Annotated in this window: 14 protein-coding genes and 2 pseudogenes; 10 read left to right on the top strand and 6 right to left on the bottom strand. The window is 58.7% G+C overall.

The window, feature by feature from the left end:
• Positions 1–60: 60 nt before the first annotated feature.
• Positions 61–1119: pseudogene (locus JL015_RS28160) on the top strand (methyl-accepting chemotaxis protein); the annotation flags it as partial.
• Positions 1102–1974: a methyl-accepting chemotaxis protein gene (locus JL015_RS28155; RefSeq protein ID WP_374063451.1), complete on the top strand. Its 873-nt coding sequence runs from the start codon at positions 1102–1104 to the stop codon at positions 1972–1974. The pseudogene JL015_RS28160 and the gene JL015_RS28155, both read left to right, overlap by 18 nt.
• A gap of 88 nt (positions 1975–2062) precedes the next feature.
• Here JL015_RS28155 and JL015_RS20700 read toward each other — a convergent pair whose 3' ends face one another.
• Positions 2063–2632 carry an OmpA/MotB family protein gene (locus tag JL015_RS20700; protein WP_236250246.1) on the bottom strand — a complete coding sequence of 190 codons (570 nt, stop codon included), beginning with the start codon at positions 2630–2632 and terminating at the stop codon, positions 2063–2065.
• Between the two features lie 262 nt (positions 2633–2894).
• Here JL015_RS20700 and JL015_RS28300 point away from each other — a divergent pair.
• Positions 2895–3947 (top strand): annotated as a pseudogene (locus tag JL015_RS28300) (methyl-accepting chemotaxis protein); the annotation flags it as partial.
• Positions 3933–4850, top strand: coding sequence for a methyl-accepting chemotaxis protein (locus JL015_RS28295; RefSeq protein WP_445177110.1), 918 nt, complete (start codon positions 3933–3935; stop codon positions 4848–4850). The pseudogene JL015_RS28300 and the gene JL015_RS28295, both read left to right, overlap by 15 nt.
• Before the next feature lie 61 nt (positions 4851–4911).
• Here the strand turns inward: JL015_RS28295 and JL015_RS20690 are convergent, their stop codons facing one another.
• Complete coding sequence (locus JL015_RS20690) at positions 4912–5664, bottom strand: substrate-binding periplasmic protein (protein ID WP_201019757.1); 753 nt, start codon at positions 5662–5664, stop codon at positions 4912–4914.
• Between the two features lie 446 nt (positions 5665–6110).
• On the opposite strand from JL015_RS20690, the gene JL015_RS20685 reads away from it, so the two are divergent.
• The 4 genes from JL015_RS20685 to JL015_RS20670 are packed head-to-tail and all read left to right on the top strand — an operon-like array spanning position 6111 to position 10807.
• Positions 6111–7721 carry an ABC transporter permease gene (locus tag JL015_RS20685; RefSeq protein WP_374063450.1) on the top strand — a complete coding sequence of 537 codons (1611 nt, stop codon included), beginning with the start codon at positions 6111–6113 and terminating at the stop codon, positions 7719–7721.
• 12 nt (positions 7722–7733) lie between these two features.
• Positions 7734–9035, top strand: a complete 1302-nt coding sequence (locus JL015_RS20680; RefSeq protein ID WP_201001326.1) for an ABC transporter ATP-binding protein — start codon at positions 7734–7736, stop codon at positions 9033–9035.
• A gap of 54 nt (positions 9036–9089) precedes the next feature.
• Positions 9090–10154: a sensor histidine kinase gene (locus JL015_RS20675; RefSeq protein WP_201019755.1), complete on the top strand. Its 1065-nt coding sequence runs from the start codon at positions 9090–9092 to the stop codon at positions 10152–10154.
• On the top strand, positions 10154–10807 hold the full coding sequence (locus JL015_RS20670) for a response regulator transcription factor (protein ID WP_201019754.1): 654 nt from the start codon (positions 10154–10156) through the stop codon (positions 10805–10807). The genes JL015_RS20675 and JL015_RS20670 overlap by 1 nt, the downstream gene beginning before the upstream one ends.
• Here the strand turns inward: JL015_RS20670 and JL015_RS20665 are convergent.
• The 4 genes from JL015_RS20665 to JL015_RS20650 form a co-directional block, all read right to left on the bottom strand.
• Positions 10801–12087 carry a hypothetical protein gene (locus JL015_RS20665; RefSeq protein ID WP_201019753.1) on the bottom strand — a complete coding sequence of 429 codons (1287 nt, stop codon included), beginning with the start codon at positions 12085–12087 and terminating at the stop codon, positions 10801–10803. The two genes, JL015_RS20670 and JL015_RS20665, sit on opposite strands and share 7 nt — an antisense overlap.
• A gap of 9 nt (positions 12088–12096) precedes the next feature.
• A complete protein-coding gene (locus tag JL015_RS20660; RefSeq protein ID WP_201019752.1) occupies positions 12097–13404 on the bottom strand; it encodes a hypothetical protein in 1308 nt (435 codons plus the stop codon).
• Positions 13405–13711: 307 nt separating this feature from the next.
• The gene (locus tag JL015_RS20655) at positions 13712–15331 is read right to left on the bottom strand and encodes a glucan biosynthesis protein D (protein ID WP_201019751.1); all 1620 of its coding nucleotides are present in this window, start codon (positions 15329–15331) and stop codon (positions 13712–13714) included.
• Positions 15332–15738: 407 nt separating this feature from the next.
• Positions 15739–16485 carry a YkgJ family cysteine cluster protein gene (locus JL015_RS20650; protein WP_201019750.1) on the bottom strand — a complete coding sequence of 249 codons (747 nt, stop codon included), beginning with the start codon at positions 16483–16485 and terminating at the stop codon, positions 15739–15741.
• Between the two features lie 262 nt (positions 16486–16747).
• Here JL015_RS20650 and JL015_RS20645 point away from each other — a divergent pair, with 262 nt between their 5' ends.
• Positions 16748–17365 carry a TetR/AcrR family transcriptional regulator gene (locus JL015_RS20645; protein WP_201019749.1) on the top strand — a complete coding sequence of 206 codons (618 nt, stop codon included), beginning with the start codon at positions 16748–16750 and terminating at the stop codon, positions 17363–17365.
• A 131-nt stretch (positions 17366–17496) separates the two neighbouring features.
• Entirely contained in the window at positions 17497–19446 is a 1950-nt protein-coding gene (gene hflK, locus JL015_RS20640) for a protease modulator HflK (protein ID WP_201019748.1), read from the top strand.
• The last annotated feature ends 9 nt before the right edge of the window (positions 19447–19455 follow it).

Below are 19455 nucleotides of genomic sequence, written 5' to 3'. Positions count from 1 at the left end.
CTGTCATTTGAAGGTAATAAGACCTTCAAATGCTGACTTTGTTGGCGTGGAGGCGGGGCAATGTTTGCAGCGGTTAACGGGGTTCTGGAAAACATCAGTGTCAGATCAAAACTGACGCTGGGCTTTGGCATGGTGCTGGTACTGACGATATTGATTGCCTTGACTGGCTGGTCGGGGATCACATCGTTAAGTGAGCGCAGTGACAGAATTCTGGATATCGCCAAGCTGAACGAACTGGCCAGGGACATGCGTATCGCACGCTTGTCTTACACCATCACTTTCGATGCCGAACACGCAGCAGCAGTGGTCAAGATGCTGGACAGCCTTGATAGCCACCTTGCCCAAAGCCGCTCGGCCTTCAATTCGCCACACAATGTTCCACATATCGAATCGGCCAACGAGTCGGTGAAACGCTATCGGGCACACTTCAGCGACTTCACCCAGGCCATTCAGGCCCGTGAGGCGACCCGAGCGGTTTTTGGCAATCACTCCGATGCAGCGTTGGCCGAGCTGACAAAGCTTGAAGCCAGCGTTGCTTCTGGCGATCAGGCGTTGCGCGATGCTGTGGATAAAGAGCAGAGGCTGGTTCAGCAGGCGCGTTTCCAACTGCGCGGTTACACCTACAGCCTGAGGGCGGATCTTGAACAGCCTGCTAAAGAGGCTATCGATCAGGCGAGTGCCTACGCGAAAACACTCGGTCAGCTTCTGCCTGGTGCCCAGGCCGACAGTGTGCAGCGACTTCAGGCTGCGCTGACGGCTTACCGCTCGGTCGTCGGGATGTTCAGTGATGCCCAGGCGTCGGCTAACAAGGCCCAGTCGGCGCTCAACGAAGATATCAAGGCCTTGTTCGTGGCCAGCAATCAGTTGGCGCAAAATCAGGCCGATCAGCGTGCTGCCGATGTTCTGAGTGCGCGCAATGTGTTGGGCAGTGCTGCGTTGGGTGCCTTGCTGCTTGGCATTCTGGCAGCCTGGGTCATCACCAGGTTGATCGTTGTCCCGCTGATGGAAACCCTGCGCAGTGCCGAGCTGGTTGCCAATGGCGACCTGAGTAACGATCTGAAAGTGGTGCGCCGTGATGAATTGGGCCTGTTGCAGAGCAGCATGCAGCGCATGACGCTTAATCTGCGTGAACTGATCGGCGGCTTGCGCGATGGTGTGGTACAGATTGCCAGTGCTGCCGAGCAGCTTTCGGCAGTTACCGAGCAGACCAGCACCGGCGTCAACAGCCAGAAAGTCGAAACCGATCAGGTGGCGACTGCCATGAACGAAATGACCGCTACCGTTCAGGAGGTGGCGCGCAATGCCGAGCAAGCTTCCGATGCAGCAGTCAACGCCACGCGAGAAGCCCGTGAAGGTGATAGCGTCGTGGGGCAGGCCATCGAACAGATCGAGCGACTGGCCAGCGAGGTCGGTAACTCCACTTCGGCAATGACGAGCCTCAAGCAGGAAAGCGACAAGATTGGCACTGTGCTCGATGTCATCAAGTCCGTGGCGAAACAGACCAACCTGCTGGCGCTCAACGCGGCCATTGAAGCAGCTCGTGCCGGTGAAGCCGGTCGGGGTTTTGCGGTGGTGGCCGATGAAGTGCGCAGCCTGGCGCAACGCACTCAGGCGTCGACCGAAGAAATCGAACAATTGATCATCGGGCTGCAAGGCGGCACGCAGCAGGTCTCCAGTATTCTCGAAAACAGCCGCTCGCTGACAGACAGCAGCGTCGATCTGGCTCGACGCGCTGGCGTTTCGCTGGGCAGCATTACCCGTTCGGTGTCGGCCATTGAATCCATGAACCACCAGATTGCTGCTGCCGCCGAGCAACAGAGCGCTGTGGCAGAAGAGATCAATCGCAGCGTGATCAATGTGCGTGAAATCTCCGAGCATACCTCTGCGGCCAGCGAAGAAACGGCCGCCTCCAGCGTCGAATTGGCACGCCTTGGCGGTTATCTGCAAACACTGGTGCGCAAGTTCAAGCTGTGATCCGGTCCACCTGTGGATAACCTGGCTGTGGGTAACTTTATCCTCAGCGTTCCAGCACCAGTTCTACTCGGCGATTACTTGCACGCCCCTAGGCAGTATGGTTGTCGCCCAGGGGCTGGGTGTCTGCATAGCCCACGGCCGCAAGCCGATTGCCTTTGATGCCGTTGCTCTGCAGGTAACGCACCACGCTGCCTGCGCGGGCGCTGGAGAGTTCCCAGTTGGAAGGGAATCGGGAGCTGCGGATGTCCTGCGTGTCGGTGTGGCCCGTAACGATGACTTTGTGCGAGACGCTTTCGAGTACGGGAATCAGGTGTTGCAGAACCTTCAGGCCGCCCAGATTGAGGTCGGACTGGCCGGAAGGGAAAAGGATTTCACTGTTGATGCGAAAGCTGACCGTGCTTTCGTTGGTGACAACCTCAATGTCATCGCCCAGCTTGTCCAGAGGCAACTCCTTGAGCAGGTCATCGACACTGGGCGCAGGAGAGGGTGGTGGCGGCGGTTCGATTGCAGCGGGTTCGGTGATGGCTTCTGCCGTGGCTGAGGTCGCGACTGGCTCAGGAGCGGGCTCCGGTTCGGCAGGTATTTTTGTCGGGGCCACGAGCAGTAACTGGCCAGGCTGATCCGGCTGATGAACCTGTGTCAGGTTTTTAGTAATCACCAACGGGTTCAGGTCGGCGTCGGCTTACATTCAAAGAAAATCTATCGCCTTCAATGCCGTTGTTCGCGAATGAATTCGCTCCTACAGCGGTTATGTGGAAGCAAATTCGAGCCGCTGAAACCTGAAGCGCGCCTTGCCCCGCCTGCATTCCAGAAATTTTTTAACCCGACTCCTGACTTTTTGATCAAGTTTGTGGTCGTGCAGGCCGATACGCCTATCGCGCAACTCTGCTGCTTAAAAAAATAAAACCTTCAGCTTTTGCATGGGCGCATCGAAAGAACATCACGGAGAGTTTATGAACAGCAGTTTTGCAAATATAAGCGTCAACATGAAGCTGGCTCTGGGGTTTGGCCTGGTTCTGATTTTTACCGCGTTGCTGGCCCTTGTCGGCTGGAACGGCCTCGACAAGCTGATCTATCGCACCGACAGAATCGGCGATATCACCGAGCTGGGTAACAAGCTGACGGTGCTGCGTGTGGCCCGTTTGCAGTACATGCTCGCCGATGGTGACGATACCGCTGCACAGAATGTTCAGACTCAACTGGATACTTTCAAGAACACTCGGCAGTCCATCCTGAAGAACTTCACCAACCCGGCGAATGCAAAGCTTCTGGAGCGCCTGGGCGATCAGCTCAATGCTTACGAAAAACTTCTGAACCAGATGCGCACGGCCTATCGCAACAGCGCCACTGTGCGTGCGGAAATGGGAGTAACGGCAGCCAGGGCGAGTGACCTCATTTCTGCGATCAATGAGTCCGTAGTCAAGATGGACGCTTCCGATCCTGCGCGTTCCGATCTGCTGCAACTGATTGCAAGCGCTCGTATGGACGTGCAACTGGTGCGTTACGAAGTGCGCGGCTATACCGGCAATACGACGGAAAAGACCGAGCAGGCAGCATTCCAGCAACTGGAGGCGAGCATCGCGGGTGTCGACAGACTCAAGGCTGCGTTCAATGCGACCCATGGCGACAAGGTCGCACAACTGGAAACAACCCTGCGCGCCTACAAGACCTCTGTACAGGGCTTCAAGGACGCGGACAGCGCCATCAATGCCACGCGCAAGGAAATGACTGCTCTTGGGGATGAGATCTTCAAAGTGGGCACCGAGCTTAACGCCATGCAAAAAACGCTGGTTGAGCGAGACACTTCCCAGGCCCGCAGCCTCCAGCTCATCGGTGCGCTGGTTGCTCTGCTGCTCGGTGTTTTTGCGGCCATCATCATTACTCGCCAGATCACCCGCCCATTGCAGGAAACCCTGGAAGTCGTGAACCGCATTGCTTCGGGCGACCTGAGCCACACCATGGTGGTGACTCGTCGCGACGAACTGGGCGTGCTGCAACAAGGCATCCAGCGCATGGGCACCACGCTGCGTGAGCTGATTACCGGAATTCGTGATGGCGTGACCCAGATTGCCAGCGCTGCCGAAGAGCTTTCAGCCGTGACCGAGCAGACCAGCGCCGGGGTCAACAGCCAGAAAGTCGAGACCGATCAGGTCGCGACGGCCATGCATGAAATGTCGGCAACGGTGCATGAAGTGGCGCGCAACGCCGAGCAAGCCTCGGTTGCAGCTTCGACCGCCGACCAGGAAGCCCGCGAAGGTGACAAGGTGGTGGGCGAAGCCATTCACCAGATCGAAAAACTGGCCGCTGAAGTATTGCGCTCCAGCGATGCCATGACGGTACTGGAGCAGGAAAGCGACAAGATCGGCAAGGTCATGGACGTGATCAAGGCGGTGGCCGAGCAGACCAACCTGCTGGCACTCAACGCGGCTATCGAAGCGGCGCGTGCCGGTGAGGCCGGGCGTGGTTTTGCGGTGGTGGCTGACGAGGTGCGTGGTCTGGCTCAACGTACCCAGCAATCGACTGAGGAAATCGAGACGTTGGTGGCAGGCCTGCAAAACGGCACCCGTCAGGTCTCCGATATCATGCTCGGCAGCCGTAGCCTGACCGACAGCAGCGTCGCTCTGACTCGCAAGGCTGGTACTTCTCTGGAAAGCATCACACGCACGGTCTCCAGCATTCAGGCCATGAACCAGCAGATCGCCGCCGCAGCCGAACAGCAGAGTTCGGTGGCTGACGAAATCAGCCGCAGCATCCTGAACGTTCGCGATGTTTCCGAGCAGACGGCCGAAGCCAGCGAAGAAACCGCAGCCTCCAGCGTTGAACTGGCGCGTCTGGGCAACCAGTTGCAGATGATGGTGAGCCATTTCCGGGTGTAAGCATCCGTAAACTACGCAGGAGCGAATTCATTCGCGAATGAATACGCTCCTGGGCGGGCTTTTACAGGGCTGGCAGGTATGACTGGCGGATTCTCTCCACTTCGCCATTACGTTGCAGGTTGAGGATCGCGGCGTTGATTTGTGGCAGGAGAGCGGCGTGCCTGCGCTGCAACTTGATCGCCAGTGGCGCTTCGCTGAGTTGGGCGCCCTGGCGGAAGTTGGCGGGGTCGATTCGATGGCTGGCGATCAGGTAATCGTATAGCTCATCGATCATGGCCACGGTGTCTACACGCCGGGTTTGCAGCAGTTCGAGCAGTGCCAGGTCCTGCGAGGTTTCCAGCCTGGAAACACGCCTCTGGGCAAAAGCGGTTTCCAGTGCGCGATAGGTATATCCCCGAACCATGCCAATGGTCAGGTCGTGCAGTTTATCCACAGGGGTTGTGGCTGCCGGGTGATCCGTGACGAAGTACAGGTGCTCCTTTACGGTCATGTACGGGATGGAAAACACATAGCGCTTTAAATCTTCGGGGCTGTTCCAACTGGGCGAGTCGGCATAGTTCAGGTCGATCTGGTCCTTGTCCAGCATGGCTTGCAGACGATTGACCGGATAGGAAACGAATTCTGCATCGATATTCGCCATCTCCAGCACGCGCCGCCCGATATCGATGGATATCCCTTGCAGGTTGCCCTGCTCATCCGCATAGCTGAACGGTCGCCACTCGCTGCCTCCCGCCAGATACGGAGCTGACAGCGCATGCCCTGTCGGTTGCAGCAGTGCCAGAACAAAGCCTGTGACCAGTAGCCCAAATCTCATGCCCGGTTTCCCTGCGAAGTCCTTGCCGAATACTCAATGTAGTCGTTGCGTGTGGCAATGATATGGATGGTTCTTGCCCAATCGGTTTAGAGGACCCTGCACCGATATACCTTGGTATAGGGAAGTTATATGCAAGTTTGTTAATTGGCTACTTTTGCAGGTTTTAAGCATTTCACGGACTTCTATAAACTTGGCCGTGTAATAGAGCACTGTTGTTTTTTCATAACTTTCCGCTCAACGCTCACGGCCAGGTCTTTTGATACTTGCCGCCCTTGCCTGTACGCAATTGTTCGAGGTGAGCAATGAACTCTGTCTTTGAATCCGATAAAAAATTGCCAGCCATTAAATACGGTGCGACACGCAGCCCTGTGTCCGGGCTGGCCGACTTCATCTGCGTGCTGCTTCTGGCGGTGGTTGCGGTATTGGTGTTTCACGGTGTCCATCAGATGACGCAACCCTTGGCCGCGCTGGAAAGCACGCCCATGGTGCTCGATCCGGCACAGTTGCCGGATTATGCATTGCGCACGACTTTGCGCATGTTCGCTGCCTTGGCGGCTTCATTGATCTTTACGTTCATCGTGGCCACGTTGGCGGCCAAGAGTCGCAAGGCCGAGATGATTATTGTGCCCGCGCTGGATATCTTGCAGTCCGTGCCGGTCCTGGGTTTTCTGGCATTTACCGTGACCTTTTTCATGGGCATGTTTCCCGGTCGGCAACTGGGTGCGGAATTGGCCGCCGTCTTTGCCATCTTTACCAGCCAGGCCTGGAACATGACGTTCAGTTTCTATCAATCGCTGCGCACGGTGCCGAGCGATTTGAATGAAGTCAGTCGTCAGTTCGGTTTCTCGCCGTTGCTCCGGTTTGTCCGGCTGGAATTGCCATTCGCCATGCCGGGACTGGTCTGGAACATGATGATGTCGATGTCCGGTGGCTGGTTCTTTGTCGTGGCCTGTGAGGCTATTTCGGTTGCCGACACCCAGATCAACCTGCCGGGCATCGGTTCCTGGCTGGCTCTGGCGATAGCCCGCAAGGACATGGCAGCGGTGGCCTGGGCGGTTGGCGCCATGGCGCTGGTGATCCTGTGCTACGACCAGTTGCTGTTTCGGCCGGTGGTGGCCTGGGCTGACAAGTTTCGTTTCGAGCAGACGGCTTCGCAAAAGCGTCCGCGTTCGTGGATGTACAGCCTGTTGGGGCGTTCGCGTCTGATTCCGGCGCTCTGCACGGTGTTCACGGTGCCATGGCGGGTATTGATGTCGATGGACTGGACGGCCTTGGGGCGCTCCCGCAAAGCGGTATCCAGGTCGGAGTCTTCCCGTCTGGCTGACGGCTTCTGGCGGATGCTGGTGTTGGCTGCTTGTGTGTCTGGCAGTGTCTGGCTGATGCATTTCATCGGTGCGTCACTGGGGCTGGACGACGCACTGAACGCTTTTGGTCTGGGGCTGGCGACCATGTTGCGTGTGGTCCTGTTGATTGTCATTGCCAGCCTGATCTGGGTGCCGATTGGCGTCTGGATCGGCCTGCGCCCGGCGTGGGCTGAGCGCCTGCAACCGGTCGCGCAGTTTCTCGCGGCGTTCCCTGCCAACGTGCTGTTTCCGTTTGCAGTCATCGCCATTGTCGGGCTGAACCTGAACCCGGATATCTGGCTCTCGCCGCTTATGGTCCTGGGGACTCAGTGGTACATCCTGTTCAACGTGATCGCCGGGGCCAGCGCGTTGCCGACCGATCTGCGCGAGGTGGCCGGGATGTTCAACATGCGCGGCTGGCAATGGTGGCGGCGCGTGGCCTTGCCGGGGATCTTCCCTTACTACATCACCGGCGCGCTCACCGCTTCCGGCGGTTCGTGGAACGCCAGCATTGTGGCCGAGGCAGTGTCCTGGGGCGACAAGTCACTGCAGGCGACCGGGCTGGGTTCTTATATCGCCAACGCCACTCAGGCTGGGGATTTCGCCAGGGTCGCCTTGGGGATCGTGGTGATGTCGGTGTTCGTAATTGCGTTCAACCGCCTGCTCTGGCGCCCGCTGTACGGGTTCGCCGAGCGGCGTTTGAGCCTGGTTTGAGGAGTGGAAGCCATGATGACTATCGAAAAGCGCTGCCTGGTGGATGTCCGTGACGTCCGGCATGTCTACGGCAAGGCCAGCAAAGAGCGTCTGGTGCTCGATAACGTGACGCTGAAGCTCAACGAAAACGAGATCATCGGGCTGCTGGGCCGCTCGGGTTCGGGCAAGTCCACGTTGCTGCGCTCGATTGCCGGTCTGGTGGTGCCCACCGCTGGCGAAGTGAGTTTCCCCGCCGGGCCGCAAGGGCGCGCACCCACCGTGAGCATGGTTTTCCAGAGCTTTGCGCTGTTCCCGTGGCTGACAGTGCTGGAGAACGTGGAGGTTGGCCTGGAGGCGCAGCGAGTGCCTGCCGAATTGCGTCGCAAGCGCGCACTGGCGGCCATCGACCTGATTGGCCTGGACGGTTTCGAGAGCGCCTATCCCAAGGAGCTGTCGGGCGGCATGCGCCAGCGTGTGGGCATGGCCCGTGCTCTGGTGATCGACCCCGACGTGCTGCTGATGGACGAGCCTTTTTCTGCCCTCGACGTGCTGACCGCCGAAACCTTGCGCACCGACCTGCTGGACATGTGGTCGGAAGGCCGGATGCCCATCAAGTCCATCCTGATGGTGACCCACAACATTGCCGAAGCGGTGCTGATGTGTGATCGCATCCTGCTGTTCTCCTCCAACCCCGGTCGGGTGGTCAGCGAAATCAAGGTCGACCTGCCGCAGCCGCGCAATCGTCAGGACCCGTCTTTCAGGGCGCTGGTCGAGGAGATCTACGTGCTCATGACTCAGGACAGTGGCGCTGGCGAGTTGCGTCAGGGCGTTTTTCCGGGGACTGGGTTGGGCATGGTGCTGCCGCAGGTATCAATCAACGCGCTGGCCGGGCTGATCGAGGCGATTCATGCACCGCCTTATGGTGCCACGGCGGATTTGCCGGAGCTGGCGAGCGCGCTGCACTACAACGCCGATGAGCTGTTCCCGATTGCCGAAGTCCTGCAATTGCTGCGCTTTGCCGAACTCAAGGGTGGCGATATCCGCCTGCTGCCGGCTGCGCGTCGTTATGCGCTGGCGGATGTCGACGAGCGCAAGCAGCTCTTCGCCCACCACCTGCTGAGCTTCGTGCCGCTGGTGGCGCATATCCGCCGGGTTCTGGATGATCGCGCAACCCATACCGCGCCTGCGCGACGCTTTCGTGACCAGCTCGAAGACTTCATGTCCGAAGGCGATGCGATGCAGACCTTGCGCAGCGTCACCCAGTGGGGCCGCTATGCCGAGCTTTTTGCCTATGATGAATTGCTGGATCAGTTCAGCCTCGACAATCCTTCATAAGCTTTGCAGGAAAACTGGCATATTCAGCTTTCATCAACGAGCGAGACACGGGCAATGCACGAGTCGAAAACCTTTGGCAAGGCGGCAATGGCTGTTCGACTGGCCTTATTGCTCGCCCTGGCGGTGGCCATTGCGATTGCCGATACGCTGACGGATCTGGAAATCGCGGTCGGTGTCTTTCAGATTGCCGTGGTGCTCATGGCTGTCAGGTTCATGCCCGCTGGCGGCGTGATCGCGGTCGCGCTGGCGTGTATGGGGCTGACGGTGCTCAGTTATGAACTGACCACTTCCCGCTCCAGCGAAGCGGGGCTGATCAATTGTGGTATCAGCCTCTTGGCCATCGCCATGACGACGTATCTGGCATTGCGCCTGGCAGCGGCAGTCCGGACGGTTCATGAGGCGCGTACCCAGTTGGCGCAGATTGCCCGGGTCAATATGTTGGGCGAACTGACGGCTTCCATCGCCCATGAGGTCAATCAGCCTCTGGCGGCGATTGTCACCAGTGGCAATGCCGGGCTGCGCTGGCTGGCCAGCGAGCCTGCGAATCTGCCCAAGGCCCGACAGGCCATCGAGCGCATGATCAGTGATGCCAATCGGGCCAGTGATGTAATCGTGCATGTGCGTGCGCTGGCGAAACCGGCCCCGACCCACAAGGAGTGGGTGAGCGTGGCCGATGCCGTCGCCGAAATCGTTTCCCTCGCCCATAGTGAAATGAACCAGCAGGGCATTACCCTGACGGTGGAAATTCCCGACGGCTTGCCTCCGCTGTTGGCCGACCGGGTGCAGATCCAGCAGGTGTTGCTGAACATGATGCTCAATGCGATGGACGCCATGAGCGGTCTTGAGTCAGGCCATGGCCAGTTGCAGGTGGTGGTCGACTGGAGCGCTGGCGCGGATATCGGATTTTCGGTGCGCGATAACGGTATCGGCGTTCCGGCGGAACATCTCGACCGGATTTTCGATGCCTTCTACACGACCAAAGAACAGGGGATGGGGATTGGGCTGGCGATCAGCCGCTCCATTATCGAAGCCCATGGCGGACGCATCTGGATGACACCCGGCGAGCAAGGCGGCGCGACGTTTCACTTCACCCTGCCTACCGCAAAGATGGAGAGCTGATGAAAACAATCGTTCCGGCCCCGCAGGTCGAGGAACCGATCATTTACGTGGTCGACGACGATCAGTCGGTGCGCTCGTCTCTGGAGGACTTGCTGGCCTCGGTCGGGCTGCGCTCCATGCTGTTTGGCTCGACTCAGGAGTTTCTCGACGCCTCGCGGCCCGATGCGCCCGGTTGCCTGATTCTGGACGTGCGCATGCCGGGCATGAGCGGCCTGGATTTTCAGCGTGAGATGGTGAAGTGGGGCATCGGCCTGCCGGTGATTTTCATCACCGGTCATGGCGATATCCCCATGTCGGTGCGGGCGATGAAGGCGGGGGCTCTGGAGTTTCTGACCAAGCCTTTTCGCGAGCAGGATTTGCTGGACGCCATCCAGCAAGGCTTGGTGCGGGACCGGGCAAGACGTCAGGCCAGCGCAGTGGAAACCGAGTTGCAACGGCGTTATGCAAGCCTCAATGCCGGTGAGCAGCAGGTGATGGACCTTGTGGTCAGCGGCCTGTTGAACAAGCAGATTGCGGACCGGCTCAACGTGAGCGAGATAACGGTCAAGGTCCGGCGTGGCTCGGTCATGCGCAAGATGCAGGCGGACTCATTGGCGGATCTGGTCAAGTTTGCCGAGCGCATTCAGCCATCAGCGGTGTCGCACGATCAGTGATTGCTGCTCAGGCTGATGATCTTGGGGAAGTTGGTCAGCCTGACCGAGGTCGAGCAGCGGCTTGCCTGGCACTGCCATGACTGCTTGCTGTCGATGCGGCCCTGTTCGGGGTTGATGGTATCGGTCAGCCTCACCGGGCCGCTCATGGGCTTGTCGCTGATGATTTTTTCGTCTTTCGGTGCGCCGATTGCCCAGGCCACCAGAACACGCTCATCACCCTTGTCGAAGTACAGCAGGTAAGTGCTGTCGCTCAGGGTGCTGGCCTGTGCATCGTAGGTGAAGCTGCTGATGACCGGCGCAATGGCTTGCATCATGGTGTAGGCGGGCTTGGGCGAGAGGTCTTCATTGAGCACTCCGAAGTTGTGCTCCTGGTCGTAACGGTTCGGTCCGTCATTGAGCAGGTCGTACCACCACAGGCCTTTGACATTGGGCACCGTGCGCGACAGGAAAAAGATCCGCGCCATGTACACGGCCTGGGTCACTTCACTTTTGCCGCAAGGCCCCTGATGGCTGGGCCAGCCCATTTCCGTGAGGTAGAGCGGCACAGCGCGGCCAACACGGGTGCGGATGTCCAGCTCGTAGCGGGTCATCCAGCGCATCCAGGCTTCCGGCGTATTGCCGTTGGTAGCGGAACAATGGGCGTAAGGATGCAGGGAAAGGCCGTCCACCAGATCCAGCACGCCGCTTTCGATCAGGCCATCCGCGAAACCACCATTCATGCCGTCGCGGGTAATGGCTCCTGCCAGGATCTTTGCCGGAGTGCCATTGGCATTGAGGGTGTTCTGGCGAATCACTGGCACGGTGCTGCGCACCAGATCGGCATAATCCAGGCTGAGCTGGCGGTCTTTTGGCCCGTCCAGATCCCACTCGTTCCAGACCTCGTAAAAGCTGATCTTGTTGCCCAGTTGCCGGGTGACGTAATCGACGTATTTCAGAAAGGGCACCGTGACTTCGGGCGTGCGCGGCTTGGCGTTGTCATGAAAGTAAGTGCTGTAGCCCAGGATTGCCGTTCTGTTGAGGTTCAGGTCACTGGCCAGGTTCAGGTAATTGCGCCATTGCGGAACGATACGCAACTGATTGGGACTGGGTTCGGCGGTCGACCAGAAGATATCGTCCCTGACCGCGTTGAAGCCTGCTTGTCCGGCGAGGTTCAGCGGTTGCCGGACAGGCTGGTCGAAGTTCATCAAATGGGTGCCGATACCGACCAGAAATACCGGTTCGGCCTGCACCGATGCGTTACCGGCCAGGCAACCCAGCAGCAGGCATGCAAGGGTTCTCATGTTGAAGCCTCAGTATTGCGCGGGGAGGGTGCTGATCTGGATTTCCGGTGAACGGGTTGCCAGAGCATCTTCTTCACGCTTGGCGAACACCACATGGCCTATGGTCAGGCCGATGAACAGGTTGGCTACCGCGACCTCGAATATGTCCGTGGTCCAACTGATCAGGCAGCAGCAAAAACTGATCGCCAGCAACATGCGCCCCACGTGGCTCTGATCGTTGATCAGTGCGAAGAACATGGGAATCTGCAGCGCATACAGCAGTAGCCCGGTCGCGCCCAGCATCACCCACAGGTACATGACGCTGCTGTCGATGGTCATGAATAGGTCGGCACCTGGAACCGGGAACATCGTCAGCGTACTGCCGACCATTCCGAAGCCCGCGCCGGTAATGCCCCAGCCCGCAAAGGTCATGGCTTCGGCGATGTTGGGCCAGGTGTTGTTCAGCCGGTCATACAGCGACGCCATCGAGCTGCCACCGCTGCTGACTGTCCGGGCATCGAAGTCATACAGCAGGCCCAGCGTCGGCAGCAGCAGACCGGCCATGACCGCCATGATGCAGGCCAGCCGACAGATCCAGGTCATGCGCTGGATCAGCAACAAACCCAGAGTCAGCATAAAAGCGACGGCGGGACCTTTGCTGGTGGTCAGCACAATCGCGTAGAGCGCCACTGCGCTCAGCGCCATGAGGACCGGGCGCGAGCGGATGAACATGAGCAGATACAGGCTGTAGATAGCGATGAGTATGGCCAGCAGGCTGGACATCCGGGCGAATCCGGCGACCCGGTCTTCCTCATCCGAACTCCAGGATGTATTGGCGCTCAGTTGCGTTTCTCCCACGCTGTAGCTGTAGCCTTTCCAGGGCACGAAGGTGAACTTGTCCAGCGCCAGCCCTACCAGAGATGCCAGCAGACAAAAGCCGATGGCCCAGCCGAGCAGCTTTCTTCGATGAAACAGGTGCTCGCTGCACACCAGCCCGAAAAACAGCGGGCTCAAGGCGAACAGGCTGAAGGCCAGATTGAATACATGGGCTCTGTGCAGCATCGCCAGCAGGGCGTAAATCAGCCACAGCACCATGCATGTCCAGAACAGTCTTCCGGCCTTGAGGGTGCGCAACTCCATGACGAACAGCAGGACGCAGGCCATCTTGGGCAGATAGAGCAGCGGGCTGATGCCGACCTTGTCGAAATAGAAACGCAGGGCGCCGGAAAAGGTTTCGACCAGAATCAGACCGATGGCAACCAGCACCACTACGGTCGACTTATCGAAAGACAGGAGCGACGGTTTCTCGCCCGTATTGTCCACAGGGTTCAACTCCATGATGTAGGCCTTCTGAAGAGCGTCAGGAATTTCGGATGGGCATAGCTACCGCCCTCGACCGCGACAGACGGGCCGATAAGGGGATGAGCTTGAGGAGGGGAAACAAGTCTGGAGCGAATGCTCGCAACGGCGTGACAAGGGATATATCAGTCGCAGTTCACGATACTGTCAACTTTTAGAGGCGATCAAAACCAGGCAGGACCGGATTTATCCGGGAAGAGGCCAGTACATTCACTGCCTCTTCACCGTCAGCAATCATGTCTTCCCGGATAAATCCGGTCCTGCAACTGTTACGGGTTTCAGAACATTACGGGTACTTGCGTCTGTCCGGGGCAGGCGGGAAGTACTGGTACAGCCAGGTTTCACTCAGGGTGCGATCCCCGGTGCGGATGAACATGCGCATTTCCACCGGCTCTACCGAGTCGCTGTCAGGCAGCCAGTCGAAGGTGATGCGGTAACCCTTGATGTCCGGCAGTACCAGGATGTTGAAGTCCTGGACCTTGCCGTGGGAAACCTTGAGCACCGGCTCGATACCTGTACCTTCTGGGAGACGATCCAGGCCGCCGCCGTGGAAGTCCACTGCAAAACGACGTGCCCAGTATTTGGGGTAATGCTCGCCCGGTGCCCAGCCTTCGGTAAAGCCGCCCATGCCCGAACGGGTCGCATTGACCTGAGCCAGCGGAGTGCTGACCGGTGGCAGCGGGCTCCAGAACAGCTTGTAGCCGTAGTTGAGTGACTCGCCAGCCTTGACCTTGGCCTTGGGGGTCCAGAACACCACGATGTTATCCATCGTTTCGCCCGTGGTCGGGATCTCCAGCAGGCTGACCTCGCCTTCACCCCACGGCGTCGTGGGTTCTACCCACAGGCTCGGGCGTCGGTGGTACCAGACAACCGTATCCTGATAACTGGCAAAGTTATGGTCGTACTGCACCAGGCCGAAGCCCTTGGGGTCCTTGTCGGAGAAGGCGTTGAACTGCAACTTGGCCGGGTTGTTCAGCGGGCGGCAGATCCACTCGCCGTTACCGCGCCACATGGCCAGCCGGTCGGAGTCGTGCAGTTGCGGGTGAATCGAGTCGCACATGCGGCGCTCGTGGGTACCGCAACTGAACATGCTGGTCATCGGCGTGATGCCCAGTTGCTCGATGTCGGCCCGCGCGTTGATATGCGCGTCGACTTCCATCACCACCTGACCGGACTGGCAATCGATGTCGAAGCGGTAGGCACCGGTGGCGCTCGGCGAGTCCAGCAAGGCATAGACCACGAAACGGGTGGCATTCTTGTCTGGCGTCTCGAACCAGAACTTGGTGAAGTCGGGAAACTCTTCCTGGCGCTTGGCGTAGGTATCGATGGCCAGACCGCGTGCCGACAGGCCGTACTGATTGTTGCCGTCCACTGCGCGGAAATAACTGGCGCCCAGGAACGACACGATATCGTTGACGGCGATTTGTGGAGCCTTGAACAGCTTGAATCCGGCAAAGCCCAGGTCGCCCTTGACCAGATTCTTGTCGATGCCGCTGTTCTCGTAATTGAACAGTTCATGACGGAAATGCACTTCGCGCGCCTGTTTGGTCTTGGCGTCGAGGCTGTACATGCGCACGGGCGTCTTGAAGCCCATGCCGACGTGGAAGAACTGTACGTCGAGCTGGCCTTTGACGTCATGCCACAAGGAGTGCGCGGCGTCATAGCGGATGGCGTTGAATTGCAGCGGCGTCATGTTCGCCAATACCGGCGGCAGCACCTGCTTGGTGCTGACATAGGCCTTGCCGGCCAGTTGTTTGGCGTGAGCCTGCAATGTCGGGAAATCGAAATGTTCTATCTCGCCGTCCGCAGCTGCGGCAAGCGCTCGCGCAGCAAAAAGCCCCGAGGCTGGCAAGCTGCTATAGGCGGCCAACGCCATGGAAGCTTTAAGGAGATTCCTGCGATTCATAAAAGTGAAGCCTCTGAGTAATTCTGTGCGTCCTGCACAAGAAAATGGCGCGCCAACGACTCCTTGCCGAACGCAAACTACCCACAACAGATAACAAAGACGAGATGCTGTTCCAAAATAGGTGAAAAAAAATGCCGCTCATCATCAATGAATACGGCACTTGAAGGGCAGGGCGGGAAGGTTTTCAGAACCGGCCCGACCGGCTCATCCCGCTCATCGCCGCTTGGCATAAGGCTTTCAGACGAGTCGGGCGTGAATGAGCGGTCAGGAAGTTGAGTTTGCGCGACGTCTGGAAGCCATTCGCCATGCAATATTCAGCAATCATTTTGCCATGCCTTTCAGGCGGCCCAACCCGCCAATCGGGGTGCTCACGGGCTTGAACGCCAGGAGCTTTTGCCGTTGCCTTGCTACAACTTGTGAAAGATATAGTCACAGTCATCCGCGGCGGCCAGCGGAATATGGTGTGCAAGCAGGCGCTCGTGCAGTTGCGGATCATCGACCCGTACTTTCCAGTTTTCGCTCCAGTTCTCTACGGTGGCCTCCTTGCTGCTGCGTATCGCATCGATCAGTTGCAAACGCTCCGGGAAGTAGACAGCGAATGCATCTTCCTTCCAACTGGCCACCTTGATGCCCAGTTGTGCGCAGACGGCTATCTTGGCCGCAGCGTCAACGATGTCGGCTTGCCTGGAGCGGTTGACCAGTGCCTGAAGTTCGGGATTGGCTACGCCATCGGTACACAGGATGTCGCCGCTTTCCCAGGACTCGGGCGGACAGATCTTGTTGTCCTTGTTCACCTCGATGAATGGATTGATTTCCATGGGGTAAATCCGGCAGACCAGCGGGCGTTCTTCATAGATACCGCACAGGTTATCCGCACGCAGATTCGGGCATTGTTCAAGGGCATTGCCAGCGAACACCGCAATGACGCGAATGCTGCTCTGGGCATCGTTGACCGCGACCGACCTGCCAGCGCTGTGCGCATATTCTCTTGAGTCGGCTGGCCAGGTCAGCTCGTTGAAGGCTTCCAGGATCACCGCTACATCGTGTCCGCGAGCCAGCCATTGTTCGGCTTCGTTCAGCGTCAAGGGTACAAGCCGGCCTTTACAGCAGATACCGCAACCCACGCAGTTATATCGGATTACATTGCTTGGCATGTTCCATACCTGGAGCTACAGATTTATTCGCACGGACGAACCTGTGCCCAGGCTGGAAGCTTGAGTCAGACCGTCATTTTGTTTTCAGGGGGGTGAGCTATAGGCTTTCCACGCTCGACGTCACGACGGGTTGTCTGCTTGCAGGCCAACTTGTAACCATTTATGTGACATAATTTTTCAAGCCTTATATTTCGTAACGTTCATTACGAAATGCTTTTATCCCGGCCACGCAGACGCTGTCAAACATTTCATAGCGATCATTATGAAAACAGTCGAATCTAAAAAATCGGGACGTCCGCTTTCTTTTGACCGCGATGTCGTACTGGAAAAGGCAATGCTCGCTTTCTGGGAGCATGGCTATGAATCCACGTCCATGGCCACGCTGACCAAGGCAATGGGGGTGACCGCTCCAAGCATCTATGCCGCCTTCGGAGACAAGAAACAGCTTTTTCTGGAGGTTGTGGATCTGTATGTCAAAAAGGGAATGGCTTCCAGAAAGGAGCTTGATGCGAACGCTACAGTTCGTGAAAGCGTTCTGGGTTCATTGCATCATGCAGTCGATGTGTTTACAGCCAATTCCGGTTCTTCCGGATGTCTGCTCGCCACGGCTGCGGTCAGTTGTTCGGAAGCGGCTGCCGATGTCCGCGAACATCTGGCTGCAATTCGCCGTGACATGGAAACCGACTTCGTCTCAACGATCAGGGGAGGCATCCAGAAAGGTGAACTTCCTCCTGGCACTGACGCTGCGGTTCTGGCGGGGTTTTTCATGGCAATACTTCAGGGAGTGGCGGCACAGGCACGCGACGGAGCGGATCGGCAGAAGCTGTTTGAGATCGTGGATTTGGCCATGTCTGTCTGGCCTTCTCCTTCTGAGAGATAGCAGGCCGGGCTGCTGAACAATATTGTTTGCTCGTAGCGGCCAGAGACGCGGAGTCACCTGACGAAAGTTTCACGATAAGCGTTATATCGTAACGCTATCATTCATGGGGTTAGTCAGGTTCCGGGGTAGCAATGCGGGTTGATCTGGATATCGGGCGCGCAGGCCTTGAGGGTTTGCCGCGCTTTCAACTGGCTGCACAACAGGCACAGCGCCTGAGTCGGCTCAGGTACCTGGCTGTCGGCACGAGCATCACGGTGCTGTTGCTGGCGCTGTTCGTCGATCTGTTTTCCCCCAGTTCCTTGTGGATGGCGGTGCTCGTCAACGGTGCTGCTGCCTTGTTGTTGCTGGCAGCCGGACTGCAATCGGCGCTGGGGATCGCCCGCTGGCGCGCTCGTGCCCTGGGCACACTCGCGCCGCTTGAACAGAGCCAGACGTTGCCGCAGATCGACGAAGCCGGTTGGTACGAGCGCCTGCTGACCCGGCTCAGCGATGCTGGCGAATCCATGCTCGCACACTTGGGCACCGCGGCATTGTGGCTTGCCGGCTGGTCGCTGCTGGCGCTGATCTGTATCCGCATGGTCTGGGACTTGAGCTTGCCCGGCACCGAGCTGTCATCTGTCGCCAGTCTGGCGGGCAGCCTCATGCTGCTGATGGCTTTCGGATTGCTGGTGCTGGAGCGGCAGTTCAGTCACGAACAGACCGCCCAATGGCCTGAAGCCGGGCAACTGGCGCAACTGACCCGCATGGTCATCGGGGTCTTGCTGGTCGGGGCGCTGTGTCTGTTCTTTGCCAGCGTGGATCGCGTCTGGCCGCCACGGCTGGCGGTGCTGGTCGGCATCCTGCCAGCGTTGGTCGCTGTCGAATTCCTGCTTCGGGCGCTGCTGTCGCTCTTCACTCCGCGCAATGAGCGCCTTGAGCCACGCTTGATGGCCAGCAGCCTGATTGCCGATCTGTTGCGCTGGCCGCCTCGGCCGTTGCTGGTTTTGCAGCATGAATTGCATAACCGGTTTGGTATCGACCTGCGTCAGATCTGGGCGCTGAGCTATATGCGGCGTGCGTTTCTGCCGGTGCTGGCGGTGGTTGCTGCCTTGGGCTGGGCGCTTACGGGCGTGCATGAAATTTCAATGCAGGGGCGCGGGATTTATGAGCGCTTCGGCAAACCGGTCGAGGTGTTCGGGCCGGGTCTGCATGTCGGGTTACCATGGCCGTTCGGCAAGGTGCTGGCGGTGGAAAACGGCGTGGTTCACGAGATGGCCACCAGCGTTTCCGAGGCCAGTGCCGTGGAACAGCTTCTGGACCCTGCCGAAGGTCCGCCGCCCGCCAGCGCCAATCGCCTGTGGGACGCCAGCCACATCAACGAGAAATCCCAGGTGATCGCCAGCAGCACGGGTGACAAGCAGAGCTTCCAGGTGGTGAACATGGATGTGCGCTTTGTCTATCGCATCGGCTTGACCGACGCCGCTGCGCTGGCCGCGACCTACAACAGTGCCGATGTGCCGACCCTGATTCGCAGCACCGCCAGCCGTGTGCTGGTCCACGACTTCGCTTCCCGCACGCTGGATGAGCTGCTCGGTGAACAACGTACAGGGCTGGCCGAAGACATAGGCAAGGCGGTTCAGGCCGACTTGCAGCGTCTCGATAGTGGCGTGGAAATTCTCGCCACGGTGGTCGAAGCCATCCATCCACCAGCCGGTGCCGCCAATGCCTACCATGCCGTGCAGGCTGCGCAGATCAGCGCCCAGGCCTTGATCGCCCGCGAGCGCGGCGCGGCCAGTGCCCAGGCCAATCAGGCGCAACTCAATGCCAGCGTCGCCCATGACCAGGCCAGTGCCAATGCACGTGAAGTGCTGGCGACGGCACAAGGCGCGGACCTGCGTTTCAGTGCCGAGCGTCAGGCTTACACCAAGGCGGGCCAAGCGTTCCTGCTGGAGCAATACCTGACCCGGCTCAGCCAGGGCCTGGGCAGCGCCAGACTGCTGGTTCTCGACCATCGTCTGGGCGGCACTAGTGCGCCGACCATCGACCTTCGCACCTTCACCCCACCGGCAGACCCAACGGCGCCGCGTAAAGCCGTTCAGTAAGGAGTCGTC

The organism is Pseudomonas cichorii (assembly GCF_015471405.1).
GTDB classification, from domain to species: domain Bacteria; phylum Pseudomonadota; class Gammaproteobacteria; order Pseudomonadales; family Pseudomonadaceae; genus Aquipseudomonas; species Aquipseudomonas serbiensis.
Note: the sequence above shows the minus strand (reverse complement) of the source record. Positions and strands in the feature narration are given on the sequence as shown.